Source organism: Bacillus cereus group sp. BfR-BA-01524, from assembly GCF_022662595.1.
Taxonomy (GTDB): Bacteria; Bacillota; Bacilli; order Bacillales; family Bacillaceae_G; genus Bacillus_A; species Bacillus_A thuringiensis_S.
Genome location: NZ_JAKUDW010000039.1, coordinates 14925 through 37283 on the forward strand (window position 1 = coordinate 14925; position 22359 = coordinate 37283).

Below are 22359 nucleotides of genomic sequence, written 5' to 3' on the forward strand. Positions count from 1 at the left end.
TAGTATGTAGATATTGCATCATAGTTTGCATTATATTGTCACCCCTTAATCTGTCTTGTATAATGAACAGGTTAAGGGGTGATTTCGTGTTACAACCGAAGACGCGTTGGAAAGAAAAAGAATATAATGAAGAGCGAGTGAGTGAATTAGCAAGTAAATTACAGTTGTCGCCACTTGTCGTTTCATTATTCCTCGGTAGAGGACTAGATACAGAAGATAAGATTTTAGATTTTTTAAATACAGAAAATCAAGAATTTCATGATCCATTTTTATTAGAAGGAATGGATAGAACGGTAGAACGTGTAAATAAGGCGATTCAAAATGGAGAGCAAATATTAATATTTGGTGATTACGATGCGGACGGAGTAAGTAGTACGACGGTTTTATATCTTGCTCTTCAAGAATTAGGTGCAGAAGTAGAATTTTACATTCCAAATCGTTTTACAGAAGGGTATGGACCGAACGAAGAAGCGTTTCGTTGGGCGCATAGCGCAGGGTTCTCACTGATTATTACTGTCGACACTGGCATCGCAGCAGTACATGAAGCGAATGTAGCGAAAGAGCTTGGAATAGATCTAATTATTACAGATCACCATGAGCCACCGCCAGAATTGCCAGAAGCACTTGCGATTATACATCCGAAATTAGATGGCGGTGTATATCCGTTTCACTATTTAGCTGGTGTAGGTGTTGCGTTTAAAGTTGCGCATGCACTATTAGGCCGTGTACCAGAACATTTATTAGAGATTGCAGTAATCGGTACGGTAGCCGATTTAGTGTCACTTCATGGTGAAAATAGGTTGCTAGTGAAACGCGGTTTAAAACATATGCGTATGACGAAAAATATTGGTTTAAAGGCATTGTTTAAAGTTGCTAACGTTTCGCAAAGTGAAATTACAGAAGAGAGTATTGGCTTCTCAATTGCACCGCGTATTAATGCGGTCGGGCGTTTAGAAGATGCAACGCCGGCTGTACACCTTTTATTATCAGATGATCCTGAGGAAGCGAAAGAGTTGGCCGAAGAAATTGATGAGCTGAACAAACTGCGAAAAGATATTGTAAAGCAAATTACCGAAGAGGCTATCGCTGAAGTTGAAAATAACTTTCCGCCAGAAGAAAACAAAGTATTAGTACTTGCAAAAGAAGGTTGGAATCCAGGTGTAATTGGGATTGTCGCTTCTAAATTAGTTGAACGTTTTTATCGTCCGACTATTGTATTATGCATTGATCCTATAAAAGAAACAGCAAAAGGCTCAGCGCGTAGTATTGCAGGATTTGATTTGTTTGCAAATTTATCAGATTGTAGAGAGTTATTGCCGCACTTCGGAGGGCATCCGATGGCAGCTGGGATGACGCTACATATGAATGATGTAGATGAATTACGCCGTCGCTTAAATGAACAAGCAGATGCAATTTTAACAGAAGAAGATTTTATTCCAATTACAGCAGTTGATGTTTTTTGTAAAGTGGAGGATGTAACGCTAGCGGCAATTGAAGATATGCAGAAGTTAGCACCATTTGGTGTTGGAAATCCGAAACCACGTATTGCAGTGAAAGATGCAGAGTTAGAAAGTATTCGCGCAATCGGATCAGATGGCTCTCATTTAAAAATGGCTCTTCGTGATGGACAAGCAACACTGGATACAATTGGATTTGGTTTTGGTGCATATGCGAAAGAAATCTCTCCAGTTGCAAAAGTATCTGTAATAGGAGAAGCATCCATCAATGAATGGAACAATTTTAAGAAGCCACAATTAATGGTACAAGATATTGCTGTAGAGGCGTGGCAACTATTTGATTGGCGTAGTATGCGTAATGCGGAAGCAAATTTAGCAGAACTTCCGAAAGAAAAAATAACAATGGTGTATTTTTCTGAAGAGGTATTGAATAAATTTTCTTTAGAGGACTATAAAGAAAAGCTTATGCATGCGTCAGAAGTAACGCATTTAGATGATCAATACATCGTGTTACTCGATTTGCCAAACGGAACAGATGAATTACGTGAGTTATTTAAAGTAGGATTCCCAGCGCGAATTTATACGCTGTTTTATCAAGAAAATAACCATCTATTTAGTACAGTTCCTACGAGAGAACACTTTAAATGGTACTATTCTTTCTTAAGCCAAAAAACACCATTTTCTTTAAGACAATATGGAGAACAACTATGTCGCCATAAAGGCTGGTCAAAAGATACAGTAAATTTCATGACACAGGTGTTTTTTGAGTTAGAATTTGTTACAATAAAAGATGGCGTCATTTTTATGGCAGACAAAAAACAAAAGCGTGATTTAATTGAATCGAACACATATCGTGAGAAAATGAACCACTTACAATTAGAAAAAGAATTGGTTTATAGCACATATCAGCAACTATATACATGGTTTGAAACGATTCGTAATCATAAAGAAGTAGAACAGTTAGGGTAAAGGATTTGTATTTACAAACCTTTTAGATCTGAGGAGGATTCAGAAATATGGATTTCAAGCAACATATCGCAATTGTACCGGATTATCCGAAAGAAGGTATTGTGTTTAAAGACATTACACCTTTAATGAATGACGGTAAAGCATACAAAGCAGCAACAGATGCAATCGTTGAGTACGCAAAAGAAAGAGATATCGATGTTGTAGTAGGACCAGAAGCTCGTGGTTTCATTATCGGTTGCCCAGTTTCTTATGCGTTAGAAGTAGGATTTGCGCCAGTTCGTAAATTAGGAAAATTACCACGTGAAGTAATTACAGTTGATTACGGTAAAGAATATGGAACGGATGTTTTAACAATCCATAAAGATGCAATTAAGCCAGGTCAACGCGTATTAATTACAGATGATCTATTAGCTACAGGTGGAACAATCGAAGCGACAATTAAGTTGGTTGAAGAGCTAGGCGGAGTTGTAGCAGGGATTGCATTCTTAGTAGAGCTTACTTACTTAGATGGTCGTAAAATGTTAGATGGTTACGATGTATTAGTATTAGAAAAATACTAATCACTATATAGGTAAAACTACGGTGATAAAAAGTACCCGTGAATCTCTTGGAGAGGAGCGGGTACTTTTGTATAATTGAACAAAAAATCATGGTGAAATGTCAGTAAAATCTTTTCCTTTTCACAATTCACAATCATTGGGTTATAATGATAGAATATAATTTATTCTATTAAATAAAGATAAAGTCAATTTTCAATAAAAGGTGATTCGATGGCAAATGAGCAGGTACTAACAGCTGAACAGGTACTCGAGAAAGCAAGTCAATATTTAGCGGATGAAGATATTGAGCTAGTGGCACGTGCCTATGAATATGCACGTGATGCGCATAGCGAACAATATAGAAAATCGGGTGAACCGTATATTATTCATCCGATTCAAGTTGCAGGTATTTTAGTTGATTTACACATGGATCCAGCTACGGTATCAGCAGGTTTCTTACATGATGTAGTGGAAGATACAGAGATTACGTTAGAAGATATTGAACGGGAATTTAACAAAGAAATTGCTATGCTTGTTGATGGTGTTACAAAGCTTGGGAAGATTAAATATAAATCTCATGAACAACAACAAGCCGAAAACCATCGCAAAATGTTTATTGCAATGGCTCAAGATATTCGAGTTATTTTAATTAAACTAGCTGATCGTCTTCATAACATGCGTACATTGAAACATTTGCCTCAAGAGAAGCAGCGTCGCATTGCGAATGAAACGTTAGAAATCTTTGCACCTTTAGCACATAGACTCGGAATTAGTACTATTAAATGGGAGCTAGAGGATACGTCACTTCGCTATTTAAATCCACAGCAATATTACCGTATTGTAAATTTAATGAAGCGTAAACGTGCAGAACGTGAAGAATACTTAGACGAAGTAATGACTGGTATTCGTGAGAAATTAAAAGAAGTTGCAATTCAACCTGAGATTTCTGGAAGACCGAAACATATTTATAGTATTTATCGTAAAATGGCACTGCAAAATAAGCAGTTCAATGAAATTTACGATTTATTAGCTGTACGTGTCGTTGTAAATAGTATTAAAGATTGTTATGCGGTGCTTGGAATTATTCATACGTGCTGGAAGCCGATGCCAGGTCGTTTTAAAGATTATATTGCAATGCCAAAAGCAAATCTATATCAATCTCTTCATACGACTGTAATTGGACCGAAAGGTGATCCACTTGAAGTGCAAATTCGTACGAAAGAAATGCACGAAATTGCAGAATTCGGGATCGCGGCACACTGGGCGTACAAAGAAGGAAAAACAGCAGAAACAACAGGTACATTAGAGAAGAAACTCACATGGTTCCGTCAAATATTAGAATGGCAAAATGAAGCTTCTAATGCAGAGGAATTTATGGAGTCATTAAAAATTGATTTATTCTCTGACATGGTATTCGTCTTTACACCGAAAGGCGATGTAATGGAATTACCACTTGGATCGGTTCCGATTGATTTCTCGTATCGTGTCCATTCGGAAATTGGGAATAAAACAATTGGTGCAAAAGTAAACGGTAAAATGGTGACGCTGGATTATAAATTAAAAACAGGCGACATCATTGAAATTTTAACGTCGAAACATTCATATGGACCAAGTCAAGATTGGGTAAAACTTGCTCAAACATCTCATGCGAAAAATAAAATTCGTCAATTCTTTAAGAAACAACGTAGAGACGAAAATATTGAAAAAGGCCGTGAACTTGTTGAAAAGGAAGTACGTGGTCTAGAGTATGAGATGAAAGAAGTATTAGCGCCTGATAACTTAAAACGCGTCGCTGAGAAATTTAACTTTGCAAATGAAGAAGATATGTTTGCAGCAGTTGGGTATAGCGGAATTACAGCTTCGCAAATTGTTACGCGACTAACGGACAAGTTCCGCAAACAACGCGAAGAAGAAGAAATTGTTGAAGTTAAAGAAGTTCGTAAACCGATGAAAATTCGAAAATGGGATTCTGGTGTAAAGGTAAGCGGTGCTGATAATTTATTAATTCGTTTATCGAAATGCTGTAACCCAGTTCCGGGCGATGATATCGTTGGGTATATTACGAAAGGCCGAGGTGTATCGATTCACCGCCGTGATTGTGTAAATGTTCATACAGAAGAAGCTGTAGAACGATTATTAGAAGTAGAGTGGGAAGGTAGCCCTGAAAAAGAAATTGAGTATAACGTTGATATTGAAATTTCAGGTTACGATCGCCGTGGTTTATTAAATGAAGTACTGCAAGCTGTTACAGAGACGAAAACGTACATTTCAGCTGTTTCTGGTAGAAGTGACCGTAATAAGATGGCAACAATTAATATGTCAATCTCGATTCGTAACTTACAACACTTGAAAAAAGTAGTAGAACGCATTAAACGCGTTCCAGAAATTTATGCAGTACGACGCATGATGCATTAATAGGGAGTGTAGAAAGATGAGAGTTGTTTTACAACGATCAAAGGAAGCGTCTGTCACAGTAAATGGTGAGATTGTAGGGCAAATTCCGTTCGGTCTAACATTGCTAGTTGGCATTACGCACGAAGATACAGAAAAAGATGCAACTTACATTGCAGAAAAAATTGCGAACTTACGTATTTTTGAAGATGAGAGCGGAAAGATGAATCATTCTGTACTTGATGTAGAAGGACAAGTTCTATCTATTTCGCAATTTACATTATACGGAGATTGTCGCAAGGGAAGACGTCCAAACTTTATGGATGCTGCGAAACCTGACTACGCAGAGCGTTTATACGATTTCTTTAATGAAGAAGTTCGCAAACAAGGATTGCATGTGGAAACAGGGAAGTTCGGAGCAATGATGGACGTTTCTTTAATCAATGATGGTCCGGTGACCTTAATTGTAGAAAGTAAATAGTGTTGATAAAAAAAGAGAGGGTTATATAATCCTCTCTTTTTTTATACATTGTTGTATGTTTTGTTCATTTATCCCGCATTAACGGGCAGTAAGACCCTCCACCTCAAAATTCAGCGGAAGCAAAGAAGTTAGGTGAGGATCAACTGCCCGTAAAAGCCCGATTGGTTCAACTAATAATCAGTGGCGGATGAACAAAACCCCCACTGATTAAAGTTTCACTTTATCATAGGATTAATTTAAAGGGGAATAAAAGGAAAAGAAGGTGTAGTATGCTTCAAGAATTTAATATAGCTTTACGTTTTATGCTAGAGTTATGTATTCTTGGGATTGTTGGATACTGGGGATTTCGAGTAGGAACAACAACAGCTATAAAAATTACACTTGCTATTATTATTCCAATTGTTGTTGCTGTCATTTGGGGGCTATTTGGAGCTCCGCATGCAGAATGGGAAGTACAAGGTATATTACATGTATTACTAGAAATTATCGTATTTGGAGTAGGTGTTGCAGCGTTATATCATTTGAAGCATCATATGCTCGCAAGTGGACTGGCTATTGTTATTGTTGTAAATCGAATACTAATGTTTATTTGGAATCAATAGCAGTTTCGGTTATGTATAACTCTCTCATCAATATGGAACAATAAAAAGTAAAACATCCATATTGAATGTGAGGGATATACGTATGCGTATGAATGAAAAAGGGCATTCTGTTACAAATGGTGCAAATCAACTGTTTAACGTGAATTTTCATGATTTTATTTCAAAAGAGCAAAACAATACTTCAATGGAGCTTGCTTCCGAGTTTGGGATTTCTCTTCAAGATGTAAAGCGTTTAAAGAAGCAGATTGAACGTTCTTAGAGCACTTGACAATCCTACTTAACAAACGTATAGTAATTTTATATTTACATATGAATATAACCGTTGATAGAGAAGAGTAAATGAGACACACATGGAAAGAGAAGGAATGTCTTAGGCTGAAAACATTTCTGCATGATGACTGATTGAATGACACTCTAGAGGTTTCAACTTGAACGGCATATATGCTTAGTAGGGATGAACGCATATTTAAGCGTTATTAAAAAAGTGGAAGCATACGTGCTTCAATTAGGGTGGCACCACGGGTATAATACTCTCGTCCCTACTGTTTAAACAGTAGAGGCGGGAGTTTTTTATTTTTATTAAGATTAAAACAATTTGAGGAGGAACTGAATATGTCTATTCAAATCCCACGCGGAACGCAAGATATTCTTCCAGGCACTGTTGAGTTATGGCAGTATATCGAAGGGCAAGCACGCGAAATTTGCCGTCGTTACAATTATAAAGAAATTCGTACACCAATTTTTGAGCACACTGAGCTATTTTTACGCGGTGTTGGTGATACGACAGATATCGTACAAAAAGAAATGTACTCATTCCAAGATCGTGGAGAGCGCAGTTTAACATTACGTCCAGAAGGTACTGCACCTGTTGTACGTTCTTACGTTGAAAATAAAATGTTTGGTGATGCAACACAACCAACGAAATTATACTATATCGGTCAAATGTTCCGTTATGAAAGACCACAAGCAGGTCGCTATCGTCAATTCGTACAATTCGGTATCGAAGCAATCGGCAGTAATGACCCTGCAATTGATGCAGAAGTAATTGCACTTGCTGTTGAATTTTACCGCGGCATGGGCTTGAAAAATATTAAAGTTGTATTAAACAGTTTAGGTGACGCAGCGAGCCGTCAAGCACACCGTGATGCATTAATCGCACACTTTGAGCCACGTATCGGCGAATTCTGTTCTGACTGTCAATCTCGCTTAGAAAAGAACCCACTTCGAATTTTAGACTGTAAGAAGGACCGTAACCATGAATTAATGGCAACAGCACCATCTATTACAGAATACTTAAACGAAGATTCAGCAGTATACTACGACAAAGTTCAAGAACTATTAACGATGATGGATGTTCCATTTGAAAAAGATCCGAACTTAGTGCGTGGTTTAGACTACTACCAACACACTGTTTTTGAAATTATGAGTGAGGCAGAAGGTTTCGGTGCGATCACTACATTAAGCGGTGGTGGCCGTTATAACGGACTTGTACAAGAAATCGGTGGACCAGAAATGCCAGGTATCGGTTTTGCAATGAGTATTGAACGTTTAATTATGGCACTAAAAGCTGAAAACATTGAATTACCACTTGAACATAGCATTGATTGTTACGTTGTAGCGCTTGGTGAAAAAGCGAAAGACCATGCTGCAAAAGTTGCGTTCGATCTTCGTAAAGCTGGGTTATCAGTTGAAAAAGATTATTTAGATCGCAAAATGAAAGCACAATTTAAATCAGCAGATCGTCTAAAGGCGAAATTTGTAGCTGTATTAGGAGAAGATGAGCTAGATAAAGGCATCATTAACTTAAAAGATATGGCAACAGGTGAACAAGAAGAAGTAGCGTTAGATGTATTTGCTTCATACGTAGCAGAGAAATTAATATAGGGGGAACTTACAGTGGCTGAAAGAACACATGCATGTGGAAAAGTAACAGTAGAAGCTGTTGGACAAACAGTTCAATTAAAAGGTTGGGTACAAAAACGCCGTGACTTAGGTGGATTAATCTTTATCGATTTACGTGACCGTACAGGTATCGTACAAGTTGTATTTAACCCAGAAACATCAAAAGAAGCGTTAGAAGTAGCAGAAACAATTCGTAGCGAATACGTATTACACATAGAAGGTACAGTTGTTGAACGTGGTGAAGGCGCAATTAATGACAATATGGCAACTGGTCGTATTGAAGTACAAGCAACGAAAGTAAATGTATTAAACGCAGCGAAAACAACGCCAATTATTATTGCTGATGATACAGATGCATCAGAAGATGTGCGTTTAAAATATCGTTATTTAGACTTACGTCGACCTGTAATGTTCAACACATTCAAAATGCGTCATGACGTAACAAAAACAATTCGGAACTTCTTAGATACAGAAGAGTTTTTAGAAGTTGAAACACCAATTTTAACGAAGAGCACACCAGAAGGAGCTCGTGACTATTTAGTACCAAGTCGTGTACATGATGGTGAATTCTATGCATTACCACAGTCACCACAGTTATTTAAACAGCTTCTTATGGTCGGCGGATTTGAGCGTTACTATCAAGTAGCACGTTGTTTCCGTGACGAAGATTTACGTGCAGATCGTCAACCAGAATTCACGCAAATCGATATTGAAGCTTCATTCTTAACACAAGATGAGATTTTAGAAATGATGGAGCGTATGATGACGAAAGTTATGAAGGATGCAAAAGGTGTAGAAGTTAGTGCACCATTCCCTCGTATGAAATATGCTGATGCAATGGCTCGTTACGGTTCTGATAAGCCAGATACACGCTTTGAAATGGAACTAACAGACTTATCTGAGTTTGCAGCAGGTTGTGGCTTTAAAGTGTTTACAAGTGCTGTAGAAAGCGGCGGACAAGTAAAAGCAATTAATGCAAAAGGTGCTGCAAGTAAATACTCTCGTAAAGACATCGATGCATTAACTGAATTCGTGAAAGTATACGGTGCAAAAGGTCTAGCTTGGCTTAAAGTTGAAGAAGACGGCTTAAAAGGACCGATTGCGAAATTCTTTGGTGAAGAAGATGCAAACGTGTTAATGAGTACATTAGAAGCTACTGCTGGCGACTTATTACTATTCGTAGCAGATAAGAAGAGCGTTGTTGCAGATAGCTTAGGCGCACTTCGTTTACGTCTAGGTAAAGAGCTTGAGTTAATTGATGAAAGTAAATTTAACTTCCTATGGGTAACTGATTGGCCACTTCTTGAGTACGATGAAGATGCAGATCGTTACTTCGCAGCTCATCACCCATTCACAATGCCATTCCGTGAAGACGTTGAGCTATTAGAAACAGCGCCAGAAAAAGCGCGTGCACAAGCATATGACCTTGTATTAAACGGTTATGAGCTTGGTGGTGGATCACTTCGTATTTACGAGCGTGACGTACAAGAAAAAATGTTCAAAGCACTTGGATTCTCACAAGAAGAAGCGCAAGAGCAATTCGGGTTCTTATTAGAAGCATTCGAATACGGTACACCACCACACGGCGGAATCGCATTAGGTTTAGATCGTCTTGTTATGTTACTTGCAGGCCGTACGAACCTTCGTGATACAATTGCATTCCCGAAAACAGCAAGCGCAAGCTGCTTATTAACAGAAGCTCCAAGCCCAGTTGCAGAAGCACAGCTTGAAGAGTTAAACTTGAAATTAAGCTTGAAAGAAGAGAAGTAAGAATAGGGTCTAGATGGTTATACTATAACCATCTAGACTTTTTTTGAGGGGAAGTTTAAAAAGTCCGGTTCAGAGGGCAGTCGTATCTCATCGTTGCTTCGCCAGTCCGGTGCTCGAGTAGTTAAAGCTACACTGCGCTCCTCCTGGCATAAGCGCCTCGATCTGCTCGGTTCTTTAAATCCTCTTTTTTAAACGTGTATTTAGGAAGAAGTAAAATTCTGGTCTATGTTTTCATTCTCGAAATATGTATTTTTAGGAATTCTATAACTTTTTCTATACAAATAGTCGGAAAAACGCTAGAATACATGGTAGACCATTTTTGTAATAGGAGTGTAGAGCTGAATGTTACATCAATTTTCACGTAATGAATTAGCCTTTGGTAAAGAAGGACTTGAAATATTAAAAAATAGTACAGTCGGTATTTTAGGAATTGGCGGCGTAGGGTCATTTTCAGCTGAAGCGTTAGCGCGTTCTGGAGTAGGACGTCTCGTATTAGTTGATAAAGACGTTGTAGATATTACAAACGTAAACCGTCAAATTCACGCTTTAGTATCTACTGTAGGACATTCAAAAGTAGAATTAATGAAAGAGCGTATTGCAGACATTAATCCGGAATGTGAAGTAATTGGACTAGAAATGTTTTATACAGATGAAACATATGAAGAGTTCTTTAAACACGGTTTAGATTTCGTAGTGGATGCATCTGATACGATTACGTTCAAAATCCATTTAATTAAACAATGTTTACGTCGTAAAATTAAAATTATCTCATGTATGGGTGCAGCAAATAAAATGGACCCAACTCGTTTCCGTATTGCGGACATTTCTAAAACACATACAGATCCGATTGCGAAAGTAATTCGTACGAAGCTTCGTAAAGAGGGTATTAAAAAAGGTGTAAAAGTTGTCTTCTCTGACGAAAACCCAATCGTAATTCGTGAAGAAGTACGTAAAGAAATCGTACCAGACGAGAATGCAAAAATTCGTAAAGCGAAATTACCCCCTTCTTCAAATGCATTCGTACCATCTGTGGCAGGCTTAATTATGGCAAGTCACGTTGTACGTGAACGTATTAAAAATGTAGAAGTGAAACGTGTAGGGCAAGAATAAAAGAAAAGCATATATCCATTTTGGATATATGCTTTTTTATATGTATTAAAGAAATATGGATATTTGCATCACTACTAGTTCAAATGTAAGTAAGGTTAGTAAGTAATAATCATATTTATCTGATTTATAGGCGGATGTCTTTTTTAGACTGTTAATGGTGAAAAGAGCTAAAGTCAGGACGAGAAAGCCAAGAGTTATTTTGAAGATTATTAATGAAATAGCAACCATCTCCCTTTAAAGGTATATGTTTATAATAACATTTTAGTAAAAAATATCCAATTTGTTTTAGGAGTTTCCTTGTATGACAGGGAGGAATGTTATTGTCAATCTTTGTCGTTAAATCGTTGGTATAATGTCATTTACCGGTATATATATGGTTCACCGAAAACAAACAAGGATGTCACTTAGTTAAAAAAGTGACATCCTTGTTTGTTAATTCTCTGCAGAATATATAATATCTAAATTTCCATTTTGATCTGTCTTGAAAATGGGAGCAATCTGTTCTTCTTGTTCTTCAACCGAAACAAGTTTTCGAGCGCGATCCATAATTCGAACAAGCATCGCGTAATCTTCTTCGATTGCTTGTTGTTTTTTTGTGAGTACCGCTAATTTCGTTTCAAGTTCATGATTTGTTTTTTGCAGAGAAATGAGCTGAGCTTGTAATACATCATTTTCAGTTTGCAACTTTGCAAGTGAAGGATTTTTATGTTCTAAATTTTGTAAAAATGAGATGACATTTTGCATTGTAAGATCTTGTTTACTTGGCGTAATATCTTCTGAAAAATCGGCGTCAATTACGAGTTGCTTCGTTTTTGTGAACCGATCTTTTTCTATATTAGCTTCAGAACGTTTTAATTCTTTACGTTGTTTTTTTGCAAGCTGCACCGCATCTTCGTAATTCGGTCTTACTTCAGCATTCCATCTAAAACCACAAGCTGCGGAAGTGCGGTTTAAAGCGTCGCCGACTTCATCAAACGCTTTTATTTGTGTGCTTCCGCTGCGAATATGTCGCAAAACAGTTTCTGCTAAAAGGAGATCATCTTCTTTTGTCCATGCATCTTGACGTGTTTTCATAAGCGAAGCCTCCATAATGGTGACGTTTTCGTTTATGTTACCCTTTATTTTTCGTTTTATTCGAAGTTTGTAATCTTTCATAAACGGTAGAAAGTGCTTGCTCAAATTTTCCTGTCGTTTTTGGTTTATAATATTGCTTGTTTTTTATTTTATCAGGTAAGTATTGTTGCCTTACCCAGCCGTTTGGATGGTCGTGTGGATATAAATATCCAATGCCTCTTCCGAGTGATTCTGCGCCTTTGTAATGACTATCTTTTAAATGGCTTGGAATGTCACCTGTTTGACCGTTGCGTAAATCGTGTAATGCAGCATCAAGTGCTTTATAAGCTGAATTTGATTTTGGTGATAAGCATAGCTCTATAACGGCATTTGCAAGTGGGATGCGTGCTTCTGGGAATCCAACTCGTTCAGCTGATTCAATTGCAGCTAGTGTACGCGGTCCAGCTTGCGGGCTAGCAAGTCCAATATCTTCATAAGCCATAATAAGAAGGCGTCTGCCAATACTTTGTAAATCCCCTGCTTCAATAAGGCGTGCTAAATAATGGAGCGCTGCATTTACATCACTTCCGCGCACTGATTTTTGAAATGCTGATAATACGTCATAATGAGCATCGCCGCCTTTGTCGTGAACGAAGCTCTTCTTTTGTAAGCATTCTTCTGCAATCTCGAGTGTAATTTCAGCCGCTTGATCGTCTGTAGTAAAGCTAGATAATACAGCAAGTTCAAGTGCGTTATAAGCGGAACGCATATCACCACCAGAGGCGTTTGCAAAATGATGTAGTGCTTCATCTGTTACCGTTACAGCATATTCTCCAAGGCCTTTTTCTTTATCTTCTAAAGCTCTTTTTAACCCAATTAAAATATCATCTTCTGTTAGTGCGTGTAATTCGAAAATTTGACACCTGCTTCGAATAGCGGAGTTTATTGCATGGAATGGATTACTTGTCGTTGCACCAATTAAAGTAAGAAGTCCGCTTTCTAAGTGAGGTAATAGAAAGTCTTGCTTTGCTTTATCTAGACGGTGAACTTCATCTAAAATTAAAACGAGGTGTCGATGCATCTTTGCTTCTTGTACGACAACTTCCATATCTTTTTTATTGTGAGTAACAGCGTTTAATAGACGAAACGGGGTACCGGTACTTCCTGCAATTGCACTGGCAATGGATGTTTTTCCTGTACCTGGAGGACCGTATAAAATCATAGATTGAAAATGATTTGCTTGGACCATTCGCCATAAAATCTTTCCTTCACCAACTAAATGCTGTTGCCCAATAATTTCTTGAATATTTGTAGGGCGCATTCGATGTGCGAGTGGTTGTTTCATTTAGACCGTCTCCCTTAATATATAATCTCGTTCTATCGTATCATTTTTTTCTACGGAATTTGAAATAGGATGCTGTTTTATGGGAAAAATGAAGATAAATATTTTCATTTTTCTTTCAATTGTAATAATTTCCGAGTTTTTCAATGTGATTTTATGTTATCATTTTGATACACAAGTTGAAATTTCTTATAATACTATATTATGCTATAATTTCATAGGATTTTAAATTGTGTTCTTTTTATAAATAAGATATAACCAATAGAAGTGAAAATTTGAAAAGAGGTGCAAAATAGATGAAGATTTCAACAAAAGGCCGCTATGGCTTAACAATTATGATTGATCTTGCAAAAAAGTTTGGTGAAGGTCCAATTTCATTAAAATCAATTGCGCAGGCGCATGACTTATCCGAGCATTACTTAGAGCAATTAATTTCACCACTTCGTAACGCTCGTCTTGTAAAGAGTACGCGCGGGGCATATGGCGGATATGTATTATCTGATCAACCGGCTAACATTACAGCTGGGGATGTAATCCGTGTATTAGAGGGACCAATTAGTGTTGTAGAAATGATAGAAGAAGAAGAGCCAGCACAGCGCCAGTTATGGATGCGTGTTCGTGATGCGGTGCAAGAAGTGTTAGATAGTACAACGTTAGAAGATTTAGTACGTTATGAGGAAGAAAATCACGGGGGCTATATGTTTTACATTTAATTCCTTGTGAAACGATTTGGAAAGAAGGAGATTTAATGGAACGCATATACTTAGATCATGCTGCGACATCTCCGACTCACCCAGAAGTGGTCGAAAAGATGATTCCATATATGACAGAAATATTCGGGAACCCGTCTAGTATTCACTTTTATGGACGTCAAACTCGTCACACAGTAGATGAGGCGAGACGAGTGTGTGCACGCAGCATTCATGCGAATCCGAATGAAATTATATTTACGAGCGGTGGTACAGAAGCTGATAATTTAGCGCTTATAGGTGTAGCACGTGCGAACCGTCATAAAGGTAACCACATTATAACGACGCAAATTGAACATCATGCGATTTTGCATACGTGCGAATTGTTAGAGCGTGAAGGGTTTGAAGTGACATATTTACCTGTCGATGAAACAGGACGCATTCAAGTTACTGACATACAAAAGGCATTAACTGAAGAGACGATTCTTGTATCTATTATGTTTGGGAATAATGAAGTAGGGACAATGCAACCAATTGTGGAAATAGGAAAGCTGCTAAAAGAGCATCAAGCTTATTTCCATACAGATGCGGTACAAGCTTACGGTTTAGTAGAAATTGACGTGAAAGAGTTTGGTATTGATTTATTATCAATTTCAGCTCATAAAATTAATGGGCCAAAAGGTGTAGGGTTCTTATACGCTGGTGCAAATGTGAAATTTGAGCCGTTATTAATAGGCGGAGAGCAAGAAAGAAAACGCCGTGCTGGTACGGAAAATGTGCCTAGTATTGCTGGGCTTCAGCATGCAATTCTTATAGCTGAAAAAACTCGTGAGCAAAAAAATGCCCAATATGAAGAGTTTAAAGATATAATGGTATCTGTCTTCAAAAATGAAGGCATTACTTTCGAGGTAAACGGAAACTTAGAACATCGCTTACCGCATGTGCTTAATGTAAGTTTTACAGGAATGAACATTGAACCGTTTCTTGTGAACTTAGACCTAGCTGGCATTGCAGTATCAAGTGGTTCTGCTTGTACAGCTGGTTCGATTGATCCATCACATGTATTAGTAGCGATGTTTGGAAAAGACTCCGATCAAATACGTTCATCCGTACGCTTTAGTTTTGGACTTGGAAATACGAAAGAGCAAATTGAAAAAGCGGCGTACGAAACAGTGAAAATCGTGAAGCGATTAACACAAAATTAGCATGGGAGGTGACATGATGAACAAACTACCTCAAGAAACACGCGTTGTCATCGGAATGTCCGGTGGCGTCGATTCATCTGTAGCAGCACTTTTATTAAAAGAGCAAGGTTATGATGTAATCGGAATTTTTATGAAAAACTGGGATGATACAGATGAGAATGGTGTCTGCACAGCAACAGAAGATTACAATGATGTAATTGAAGTGTGTAACCAAATTGGTATTCCGTATTATGCAGTAAACTTTGAAAAACAATACTGGGATAAAGTATTTACTTACTTCTTAGATGAGTACCGAGCTGGTCGTACACCAAACCCAGATGTAATGTGTAATAAAGAAATTAAATTTAAAGCATTTTTAGAGCATGCAATTGCGCTTGGTGCCGATTATGTAGCAACAGGCCATTATGCACGCGTTGCTTATATGGACGGCGAATATAAAATGCTTCGCGGCGTTGATGACAATAAAGATCAAACATACTTCTTAAATCAATTAAGCCAAGAGCAATTATCAAAAACAATGTTCCCGTTAGGTGAATTAAAGAAACCGCAAATTCGTGAAATGGCGAAAGAAGCTGGCTTAGCGACAGCGGCGAAGAAAGATAGTACAGGTATTTGCTTCATTGGTGAGCGTAACTTTAAAGATTTCTTAAGTAACTACTTACCAGCACAACCAGGTGTAATGCAAACATTATCTGGTGAAGTGAAAGGAAAGCATGACGGTTTAATGTACTATACAATTGGACAACGTCATGGCCTTGGAATTGGTGGTAACGGTGATCCGTGGTTTGCTGTTGGGAAAAACTTGAAAGAAAACATTTTATATGTTGATCAAGGATTCCATAACGAACTTCTATATGGTGATGAAGTTATTGCTACGAATGTAGGATGGGTAAGTAACAAAGCAAAAGAAACAGAATTTAAGTGCACGGCGAAATTCCGTTATCGTCAAGAAGACAATAAAGTAACGGTTCAAATCGTTGATGAAAATACAGTTCGTATTCTTTGTGATGAGCCAATTCGTGCAATTACACCAGGACAAGCAGTTGTGTTCTATGATGGAGATGAGTGCTTAGGCGGTGCTACAATTGATGAAGTATACCGTAGTGGTAAGAAATTGGATTATTTAGGATAAATGAGAAGCCTCTGCCGATTAGCGGTTAGAGGTTTCTTTTACATAAAGCGAATTTTCGTTCGCTTGGAAAATACATTCTTTGTTATAATTTGTTGTAGAGGTGAAGGACATGTCAAACAAACTTGAAACAGGTATTCAATATATGCAAGAAGGAAACTGGGAAGAAGCAGCTAAAAATTTTACAGAAGCAATTGAAGAGAATCCGAAAGATGCGCTTGGATACATTAATTTTGCAAATTTATTAGACGTATTAGGTGATAGCGAGCGAGCGATTTTATTTTATAAACGTGCATTAGAGTTAGATGATAAATCTGCAGCTGCTTATTATGGCTTAGGAAACGTATATTATGGCCAAGAGCAATTTACTGAGGCGAAAGCTGTATTCGAACAAGCCATGCAAGCTGGATTACAATCAGCTGATGTAACATTTATGTTAGGTATTACACATGTACAGCTTGGAAATGATCGTCTTGCACTACCATTCTTACAAAGAGCAACAGAATTAGATGAAAACGATGTAGAAGCTGTATTCCAGTGCGGACTTTGCTTTGCACGACTAGAACATATTCAAGAGGCGAAACCTTATTTTGAAAAGGTATTAGAAATGGATGAAGAGCATGCAGATGCGTATTACAATTTAGGTGTTGCTTACGTATTTGAAGAAAATAACGAGAAAGCTCTCGCTTTATTTAAGAAAGCAACTGAAATTCAGCCAGATCACTTTTTAGCTGGTAATGGCGTTCGTTTATTAGAGCAAGAAGCTGAATAAGATAAAAATATAGTTTAATGGGTAGTTATCCCTCATCTAAAAAGGTGGGGGATGTACTGCTCATTAAAGTGAAAATATCGGAAAGGAGAGGAAAGATGGGAAATCAACATGCAATGGATTTGTTTGAGGAAGAGAAAAAATTTATAAAAGCGCAAGTTCTTCATACCATTTTCCACAACGAAGAAAACCTCTATTCCGTTGTCAGTATGAAAGTCATTGAAACGAATGAAACGTATGACGAAAAGAAAGTAATGATAAACGGTCATTTTCCCCGCATGCATGAAGATGAAGTGTTTACATTGACAGGTCACTTTAAGGACCATCCAAAGTATGGAAAACAATATATGGTTGAAACATTTAAAAAAGAATTGCCGCAAACAAAAGCAGGTATGGTGCAATATTTAGCGAGTGATTTATTTAAAGGGATAGGAAAGCGTACAGCGGAAAAAATTGTGGATCATCTCGGGGAACATGCTATTTCTAAAATTATGGATGACCCTGAGGTGTTAAATGGTGTTGTTAACAAACAAAAGGCTCAGGAAATATATGAGACAATTGTTGAACATCAAGGATTAGAGAAAGTAATGAGCTTTTTAAATGGTTACGGTTTTGGAACGAAACTTTCTATTAAGATTTACCAGCAATATAAAGAGATGACATTAGAAGTGATTCGTAATAATCCGTATCAACTTATTGAAGAAGTGGACGGGATTGGTTTTGGACGAGCGGATGATATAGGGCGTGCGTTAGGAATATCGGGTAATCACGACGACCGTGTACGAGCGGGATGTTTTTACACATTAGAGAATGTCTCATTGCAACTTGGTCACGTTTATATGAGGAAAGATCAACTTGTAAGAGAAACGATGTCACTTTTAAACAATCAAGAAGGAAGAGTGACTGAGGAAGATATTATAGGTTGTATTGAAACGATGCAAAGTGAAGGGAAAGTCATCATAGAAGAAGAACGAGTGTATTTAGCAACTTTATTCTACTCTGAAAAAGGTGTTGTAAAGTCTATTCGTCGATTGATGAATCAAGAGGAAACACCTTCATTTCCTGAAGCAGAAGTGTTAAAAACATTAGGTGAAATTGAAGAACAGTTGAATGTACAATATGCACCGTTTCAGCAAGAAGCGATTCAAACGGCACTTCATAAACCGATGATGTTATTAACAGGTGGACCAGGAACAGGGAAAACAACAGTTATTAAAGGAATTGTTGAAATGTACGCGTCTCTTCACGGATTATCGTTAAATCCTAATGAATACAGTGATGATAATCCATTTCCAATACTATTAACAGCTCCAACAGGAAGAGCAGCGAAGCGGATGAGTGAATCGACAGGACTTCCAGCTTGCACAATTCACCGTTTACTTGGCTGGACGCCAGAAGGATCTTTCCAGCGTAATGAAACGGATCCTGTCCAAGGTAAGCTCCTTATTATCGATGAATTTTCAATGGTTGATATTTGGCTTGCAAATCAGCTATTTAAGTCGCTGCCGACGAATATTCAAGTTATCGTTGTAGGTGATGAAGATCAGTTGCCATCTGTAGGACCTGGACAAGTATTAAAAGATTTATTAAATGCAGGCGCAGTTCCGACAGTGAAGCTTACTGAAATTTATCGTCAAGCAGAAGGCTCATCTGTTATTCAACTTGCCCATGCGATCAAAGACGGCACACTCCCGCCAGATTTAGCGCAAAATAAAAAAGATCGTTCGTTTATTAGCTGTACAGGGGCTCAAATTGTTGAGGTTGTGAAAAAAGTTTGCGAAAATGCTAAAACAAAAGGCTTTAGTGCAAGGGATGTCCAAGTATTAGCACCGATGTACCGCGGGCCTGCTGGTATTAATGTATTAAACGAAGCGCTGCAACAAGTATTTAACCCGAAAAGGGAAAAGAGTAAAGAAATCCAGTACGGTGATGTTGTATACCGAAGAGGCGATAAAGTATTGCAACTCGTTAATCAGCCGGAGAGCCAAGTGTTTAATGGTGATATCGGAGAAATTGTTTCGGTGTTTTATGCGAAAGAAAACGTTGAGCAACAAGATATGATTATCGTTTCATTTGATGGAATTGAGGTAACGTATACAAAGCCGGATTTAAATCAAATTACGCATGCATATTGTTGTTCCATTCATAAATCACAAGGTAGTGAATTTCCGATTGTTATTATGCCGATTGTGAAAAGTTACAACCGTATGTTACGCCGTAATTTAATTTATACGGGCATTACAAGAAGTAAGAAGTTCCTTATTATTTGCGGGGAGGAAGTAGCTTTCCAATCTGGTGTAAATCGCCTTGATGATGCAATGCGCCAAACAACTTTAGCTAGTCGCTTGCAGGAATCACAAGGAGAAGTACAGATGGTCACAGTTAATGGCGAGGAAATGGACGTGGAAAACATTTCACCGTATGATTTCATGTAACAAGGTGAAATTATATAGTGAAACTTTCAAACGCATAGCGTTGAAAGGCTCCAGCAATGTATAAATGAATGCGGTTTGGACATAATGGCGAATAGAATCTGGGAGACTGTAAGGAGATGAAAGCCATATGTTCATTTGTCCAAATTGCAAAGGGAAAGACATTGGGAAAATAGGTGTCAACCAATTTTATTGCTGGAATTGTTATATCGAATTATCGGTTTCAAAGGGGAAAATCCATACGCATCAAGTTGAGGAAGATGGTTCATTAAGCTCTCTTGATGATTTATTTGATGAGAATGAAAGAACGATCGGATAACGAAAAGGGGGATTTACTTTGAATCTACGCAATTCATTAATCGCATTAGGTGTTGGAGCCGCAGCATATCAATATGCTCGTAAGCAAGATGTATTTTCAAAACGCAATATGAAAAAAGCACGTAAGATGATTAAGTCTTACTTATAATCATTTCGATAAAGTGAAAAACTCCCTTATAGACGAGGGAGTTTTTTTATGCACTCATATGCAAATAAAAAAGTCCAATTTCTGAGAAAAGATAAGATAGACCGTAACAGCCAACGCCAAGTATTCCATACTGCCATAATTGCTTCGCTTTTTCTTTACGTGAGGAACGAATAAAGAACCCCTTCCAAATACCAAAGCCGATACAAATCCATTCAAGAATCATAAAAAGTGCTGATAATCCAAGCATAAACAAAACCATAATTAGCCCTCCTGATTACATTATTTCATGCTGTATTCTCAGGGGTGGTTGTCCTTGTTATGTTATTTATATGTACGTCTTTAAAAAACAGTATGGTCCGTATGAAAAGATTTTAAAAGTTTCACACATAACCTAACCCATTTATTTTCAAAATAAAGGTGGAGGAGGTTTTTCATGTGAAGAATCTTAAAATCATTTGGATATATCGTTTAGGATTATTGTTACTTGTTTTTCTTTGTTTGCTCGTCTTTTTAAAAATTAAGCCACTATGGGCACCGATTATTTTTGTATTTAAAGTAGCAATTACGCCGTTTCTTATCGCCTGTTTTATTGCGTATTTATTGCACCCTTTAATTGAAAAAATCCATAAGGAAGGAATGCCACGCACACTTGCTATTTTGCTCATTTACATTCTTTTCTTTGGCGGAATTGGTTATGGAATTTATAAAGGAACGCCAGTCGTTATTAAACAGTTACAAGAGATTAATGAACAATTTCCGCAGTTTACAAAGATGTACGATTCGTGGATGGATGGTGTTACAGAACAAACAGCGAATTTCCCGTCGTTTATTCATGAAAAGGTGAAACAAATTTTTGGTGGTGTAGAAACGAAGATTCAAGCACTTTTAAATAAAGTGATGAGTACAGCGCGTGGTGTACTCGATTCATTGCTCATTATTTTCTTAATACCGTTCATTGTATTTTACATATTAAAAGATTATGGTGAGTTTTATCATATCTTTTGGAAAGTAGTCCCAAGTAAATGGCGAGGTACGGGGCAAATGCTTGCAAAAGAAATTGATAAGTCACTTGGAAGTTATATTCGAGGGCAGTTATTTGTTTGCTTAGTATTAGGGAGCGTATCAGCTCTTTCTTTTTGGTTTATCGGTATGAAGTATCCATTATTGCTTGGTATTATTATTGGGGTAACGGATATAATCCCATACTTTGGTCCTATTTTAGGAGCAATCCCTACGTTAATGATTGCAGCAACGGTATCAACGAGTTTACTTATTAAGGCGGGGATTACGATTGCTATTTTGCAATTTGTGGAAAGTAACATTTTATCGCCTTACATTGTTGGTAAGTCACTTCGTATGCATCCTGTTATTATTATGCTTGCATTACTAGTTGGGGGGGAAGTAGCTGGTATTGTAGGATTACTAATATCGGTTCCGATTTTAGCAGTTATTCGTACTGTCATTGTTCATGTGAGACCTCTCTTGAAAAAAGAAGATGTGTAAGTATAGAAGCCCTCTATGTAAGAAATGGAGGGCTAATCATATATTTATTTAGAAAGCTGCTCGTGTATCTTTTGGACGAGGGAGCTCACATCATTTGTTTGAATATGTTTTATTTTTTTCCATTCATTATCATACATAAATACAATTTGATTGTTGAAAAGACGCTTTTGTTCTTTTAGATTAGAAATTTTTGCAAAAGAGTACTCTTCAAATATTGGATTCTTACTTACATCTGGTCCATAAAAGAATAGCCTTTTGTTCGTTAAAATCAATAGGCCTGGCCTTGCGACGGAACGATAAATAAATATGTCTAATGAACATGCTGCGTAAAATAATATCGTTTCGTCAGTCGCTAATATGTTTTTAGCTTTGTTAAGTAAGGTTGTCATTGTAATCGCTCCTTTATTTTGTTAATAACAATTTAATTATAGAAAAAAAGTAATATTTAGAAAATTTTATAAATTATTATTGTAAGGAGATTCCAATTTATTAATAAACGCATAATATATGAAAAGGCTGTTAAGAATGAATAGTAGAATACCTATGATTA

The 22359-nt window shown here is 37.3% G+C and carries 21 protein-coding genes and 1 other annotated feature; of the genes, 17 read left to right on the forward strand and 4 right to left on the reverse strand.

What is annotated here, in order from left to right; all coding sequences use genetic code 11:
• The first annotated feature begins 86 nt into the window (after positions 1–86).
• The 9 genes from recJ (at position 87) to MR170_RS15740 (ending at position 11221) form a co-directional block, all read left to right on the forward strand.
• Positions 87–2426, forward strand: a complete 2340-nt coding sequence (gene recJ / locus MR170_RS15700; protein WP_226604905.1) for a single-stranded-DNA-specific exonuclease RecJ — start codon at positions 87–89, stop codon at positions 2424–2426.
• Positions 2427–2473: 47 nt separating this feature from the next.
• A complete protein-coding gene (locus MR170_RS15705) occupies positions 2474–2986 on the forward strand; it encodes an adenine phosphoribosyltransferase (protein WP_000346217.1) in 513 nt (170 codons plus the stop codon).
• Positions 2987–3196: 210 nt separating this feature from the next.
• Entirely contained in the window at positions 3197–5380 is a 2184-nt protein-coding gene (relA, locus tag MR170_RS15710) for a GTP diphosphokinase (protein ID WP_016080208.1), read from the forward strand.
• A gap of 16 nt (positions 5381–5396) precedes the next feature.
• A complete protein-coding gene (locus MR170_RS15715) occupies positions 5397–5837 on the forward strand; it encodes a D-tyrosyl-tRNA(Tyr) deacylase (protein ID WP_098640241.1) in 441 nt (146 codons plus the stop codon).
• 269 nt (positions 5838–6106) lie between these two features.
• Entirely contained in the window at positions 6107–6439 is a 333-nt protein-coding gene (locus MR170_RS15720; RefSeq protein ID WP_242308617.1) for a YrdB family protein, read from the forward strand.
• 82 nt (positions 6440–6521) lie between these two features.
• Positions 6522–6698 (forward strand): hypothetical protein, encoded by a 177-nt coding sequence (locus tag MR170_RS15725; RefSeq protein WP_001242605.1) that lies wholly within the window; start codon positions 6522–6524, stop codon positions 6696–6698.
• Between the two features lie 54 nt (positions 6699–6752).
• Positions 6753–6983, forward strand: a binding site (T-box leader).
• Positions 6984–7051: 68 nt separating this feature from the next.
• Positions 7052–8323 carry a histidine--tRNA ligase gene (gene hisS / locus MR170_RS15730; protein WP_000027079.1) on the forward strand — a complete coding sequence of 424 codons (1272 nt, stop codon included), beginning with the start codon at positions 7052–7054 and terminating at the stop codon, positions 8321–8323.
• Between the two features lie 12 nt (positions 8324–8335).
• A complete protein-coding gene (aspS, locus tag MR170_RS15735; RefSeq protein ID WP_000840885.1) occupies positions 8336–10111 on the forward strand; it encodes an aspartate--tRNA ligase in 1776 nt (591 codons plus the stop codon).
• A 342-nt stretch (positions 10112–10453) separates the two neighbouring features.
• Positions 10454–11221: a tRNA threonylcarbamoyladenosine dehydratase gene (locus MR170_RS15740; RefSeq protein ID WP_242308618.1), complete on the forward strand. Its 768-nt coding sequence runs from the start codon at positions 10454–10456 to the stop codon at positions 11219–11221.
• Between the two features lie 432 nt (positions 11222–11653).
• On the opposite strand, the gene MR170_RS15745 is transcribed toward MR170_RS15740, so the two are convergent.
• Entirely contained in the window at positions 11654–12295 is a 642-nt protein-coding gene (locus MR170_RS15745) for an RsfA family transcriptional regulator (protein ID WP_029443348.1), read from the reverse strand.
• 37 nt (positions 12296–12332) lie between these two features.
• Positions 12333–13619 (reverse strand): replication-associated recombination protein A, encoded by a 1287-nt coding sequence (locus MR170_RS15750; protein WP_000812919.1) that lies wholly within the window; start codon positions 13617–13619, stop codon positions 12333–12335.
• A gap of 293 nt (positions 13620–13912) precedes the next feature.
• Here MR170_RS15750 and cymR point away from each other — a divergent pair, with 293 nt between their 5' ends.
• The 7 genes from cymR to MR170_RS15785 all read left to right on the forward strand — a co-directional run bounded on the left by cymR (position 13913) and on the right by MR170_RS15785 (position 20306).
• Complete coding sequence (gene cymR / locus MR170_RS15755) at positions 13913–14329, forward strand: cysteine metabolism transcriptional regulator CymR (protein WP_000704116.1); 417 nt, start codon at positions 13913–13915, stop codon at positions 14327–14329.
• 35 nt (positions 14330–14364) lie between these two features.
• Positions 14365–15510, forward strand: a complete 1146-nt coding sequence (locus tag MR170_RS15760) for a cysteine desulfurase family protein (RefSeq protein ID WP_016080212.1) — start codon at positions 14365–14367, stop codon at positions 15508–15510.
• Between the two features lie 16 nt (positions 15511–15526).
• Entirely contained in the window at positions 15527–16642 is a 1116-nt protein-coding gene (gene mnmA / locus MR170_RS15765) for a tRNA 2-thiouridine(34) synthase MnmA (RefSeq protein ID WP_016080213.1), read from the forward strand.
• Between the two features lie 109 nt (positions 16643–16751).
• A complete protein-coding gene (locus MR170_RS15770) occupies positions 16752–17411 on the forward strand; it encodes a tetratricopeptide repeat protein (RefSeq protein ID WP_000066406.1) in 660 nt (219 codons plus the stop codon).
• A gap of 95 nt (positions 17412–17506) precedes the next feature.
• The gene (gene recD2 / locus MR170_RS15775; protein ID WP_242308619.1) at positions 17507–19843 is read left to right on the forward strand and encodes an SF1B family DNA helicase RecD2; all 2337 of its coding nucleotides are present in this window, start codon (positions 17507–17509) and stop codon (positions 19841–19843) included.
• A 127-nt stretch (positions 19844–19970) separates the two neighbouring features.
• Positions 19971–20159, forward strand: coding sequence for a hypothetical protein (locus tag MR170_RS15780; protein ID WP_000469281.1), 189 nt, complete (start codon positions 19971–19973; stop codon positions 20157–20159).
• An 18-nt stretch (positions 20160–20177) separates the two neighbouring features.
• On the forward strand, positions 20178–20306 hold the full coding sequence (locus MR170_RS15785) for a YrzQ family protein (RefSeq protein ID WP_001053553.1): 129 nt from the start codon (positions 20178–20180) through the stop codon (positions 20304–20306).
• A gap of 46 nt (positions 20307–20352) precedes the next feature.
• On the opposite strand, the gene MR170_RS15790 is transcribed toward MR170_RS15785, so the two are convergent.
• Positions 20353–20565 (reverse strand): hypothetical protein, encoded by a 213-nt coding sequence (locus MR170_RS15790; RefSeq protein ID WP_000242539.1) that lies wholly within the window; start codon positions 20563–20565, stop codon positions 20353–20355.
• A 176-nt stretch (positions 20566–20741) separates the two neighbouring features.
• Here MR170_RS15790 and MR170_RS15795 point away from each other — a divergent pair, with 176 nt between their 5' ends.
• Entirely contained in the window at positions 20742–21809 is a 1068-nt protein-coding gene (locus MR170_RS15795) for an AI-2E family transporter (RefSeq protein WP_016080214.1), read from the forward strand.
• 44 nt (positions 21810–21853) lie between these two features.
• Here the strand turns inward: MR170_RS15795 and MR170_RS15800 are convergent, their stop codons facing one another.
• Complete coding sequence (locus MR170_RS15800; RefSeq protein ID WP_000209466.1) at positions 21854–22198, reverse strand: PH domain-containing protein; 345 nt, start codon at positions 22196–22198, stop codon at positions 21854–21856.
• Positions 22199–22359 lie beyond the last annotated feature (161 nt).

Excerpts from the sequence above, each read along its gene's own strand:
- MR170_RS15705 (WP_000346217.1), top strand. The coding sequence starts at position 2,474 with ATGGATTTCAAGCAACATATCGCAATTGTACCGGATTATCCGAAAGAA.
- relA (WP_016080208.1), top strand. The coding sequence starts at position 3,197 with ATGGCAAATGAGCAGGTACTAACAGCTGAACAGGTACTCGAGAAAGCA.
- MR170_RS15715 (WP_098640241.1), top strand. The coding sequence starts at position 5,397 with ATGAGAGTTGTTTTACAACGATCAAAGGAAGCGTCTGTCACAGTAAAT.
- MR170_RS15720 (WP_242308617.1), top strand. The coding sequence starts at position 6,107 with ATGCTTCAAGAATTTAATATAGCTTTACGTTTTATGCTAGAGTTATGT.
- MR170_RS15725 (WP_001242605.1), top strand. The coding sequence starts at position 6,522 with ATGCGTATGAATGAAAAAGGGCATTCTGTTACAAATGGTGCAAATCAA.
- hisS (WP_000027079.1), top strand. The coding sequence starts at position 7,052 with ATGTCTATTCAAATCCCACGCGGAACGCAAGATATTCTTCCAGGCACT.
- MR170_RS15740 (WP_242308618.1), top strand. The coding sequence starts at position 10,454 with ATGTTACATCAATTTTCACGTAATGAATTAGCCTTTGGTAAAGAAGGA.
- MR170_RS15745 (WP_029443348.1), bottom strand. The coding sequence starts at position 12,295 with ATGAAAACACGTCAAGATGCATGGACAAAAGAAGATGATCTCCTTTTA.
- MR170_RS15750 (WP_000812919.1), bottom strand. The coding sequence starts at position 13,619 with ATGAAACAACCACTCGCACATCGAATGCGCCCTACAAATATTCAAGAA.
- cymR (WP_000704116.1), top strand. The coding sequence starts at position 13,913 with ATGAAGATTTCAACAAAAGGCCGCTATGGCTTAACAATTATGATTGAT.
- MR170_RS15760 (WP_016080212.1), top strand. The coding sequence starts at position 14,365 with ATGGAACGCATATACTTAGATCATGCTGCGACATCTCCGACTCACCCA.
- mnmA (WP_016080213.1), top strand. The coding sequence starts at position 15,527 with ATGAACAAACTACCTCAAGAAACACGCGTTGTCATCGGAATGTCCGGT.
- MR170_RS15770 (WP_000066406.1), top strand. The coding sequence starts at position 16,752 with ATGTCAAACAAACTTGAAACAGGTATTCAATATATGCAAGAAGGAAAC.
- recD2 (WP_242308619.1), top strand. The coding sequence starts at position 17,507 with ATGGGAAATCAACATGCAATGGATTTGTTTGAGGAAGAGAAAAAATTT.
- MR170_RS15780 (WP_000469281.1), top strand. The coding sequence starts at position 19,971 with ATGTTCATTTGTCCAAATTGCAAAGGGAAAGACATTGGGAAAATAGGT.
- MR170_RS15790 (WP_000242539.1), bottom strand. The coding sequence starts at position 20,565 with ATGGTTTTGTTTATGCTTGGATTATCAGCACTTTTTATGATTCTTGAA.
- MR170_RS15800 (WP_000209466.1), bottom strand. The coding sequence starts at position 22,198 with ATGACAACCTTACTTAACAAAGCTAAAAACATATTAGCGACTGACGAA.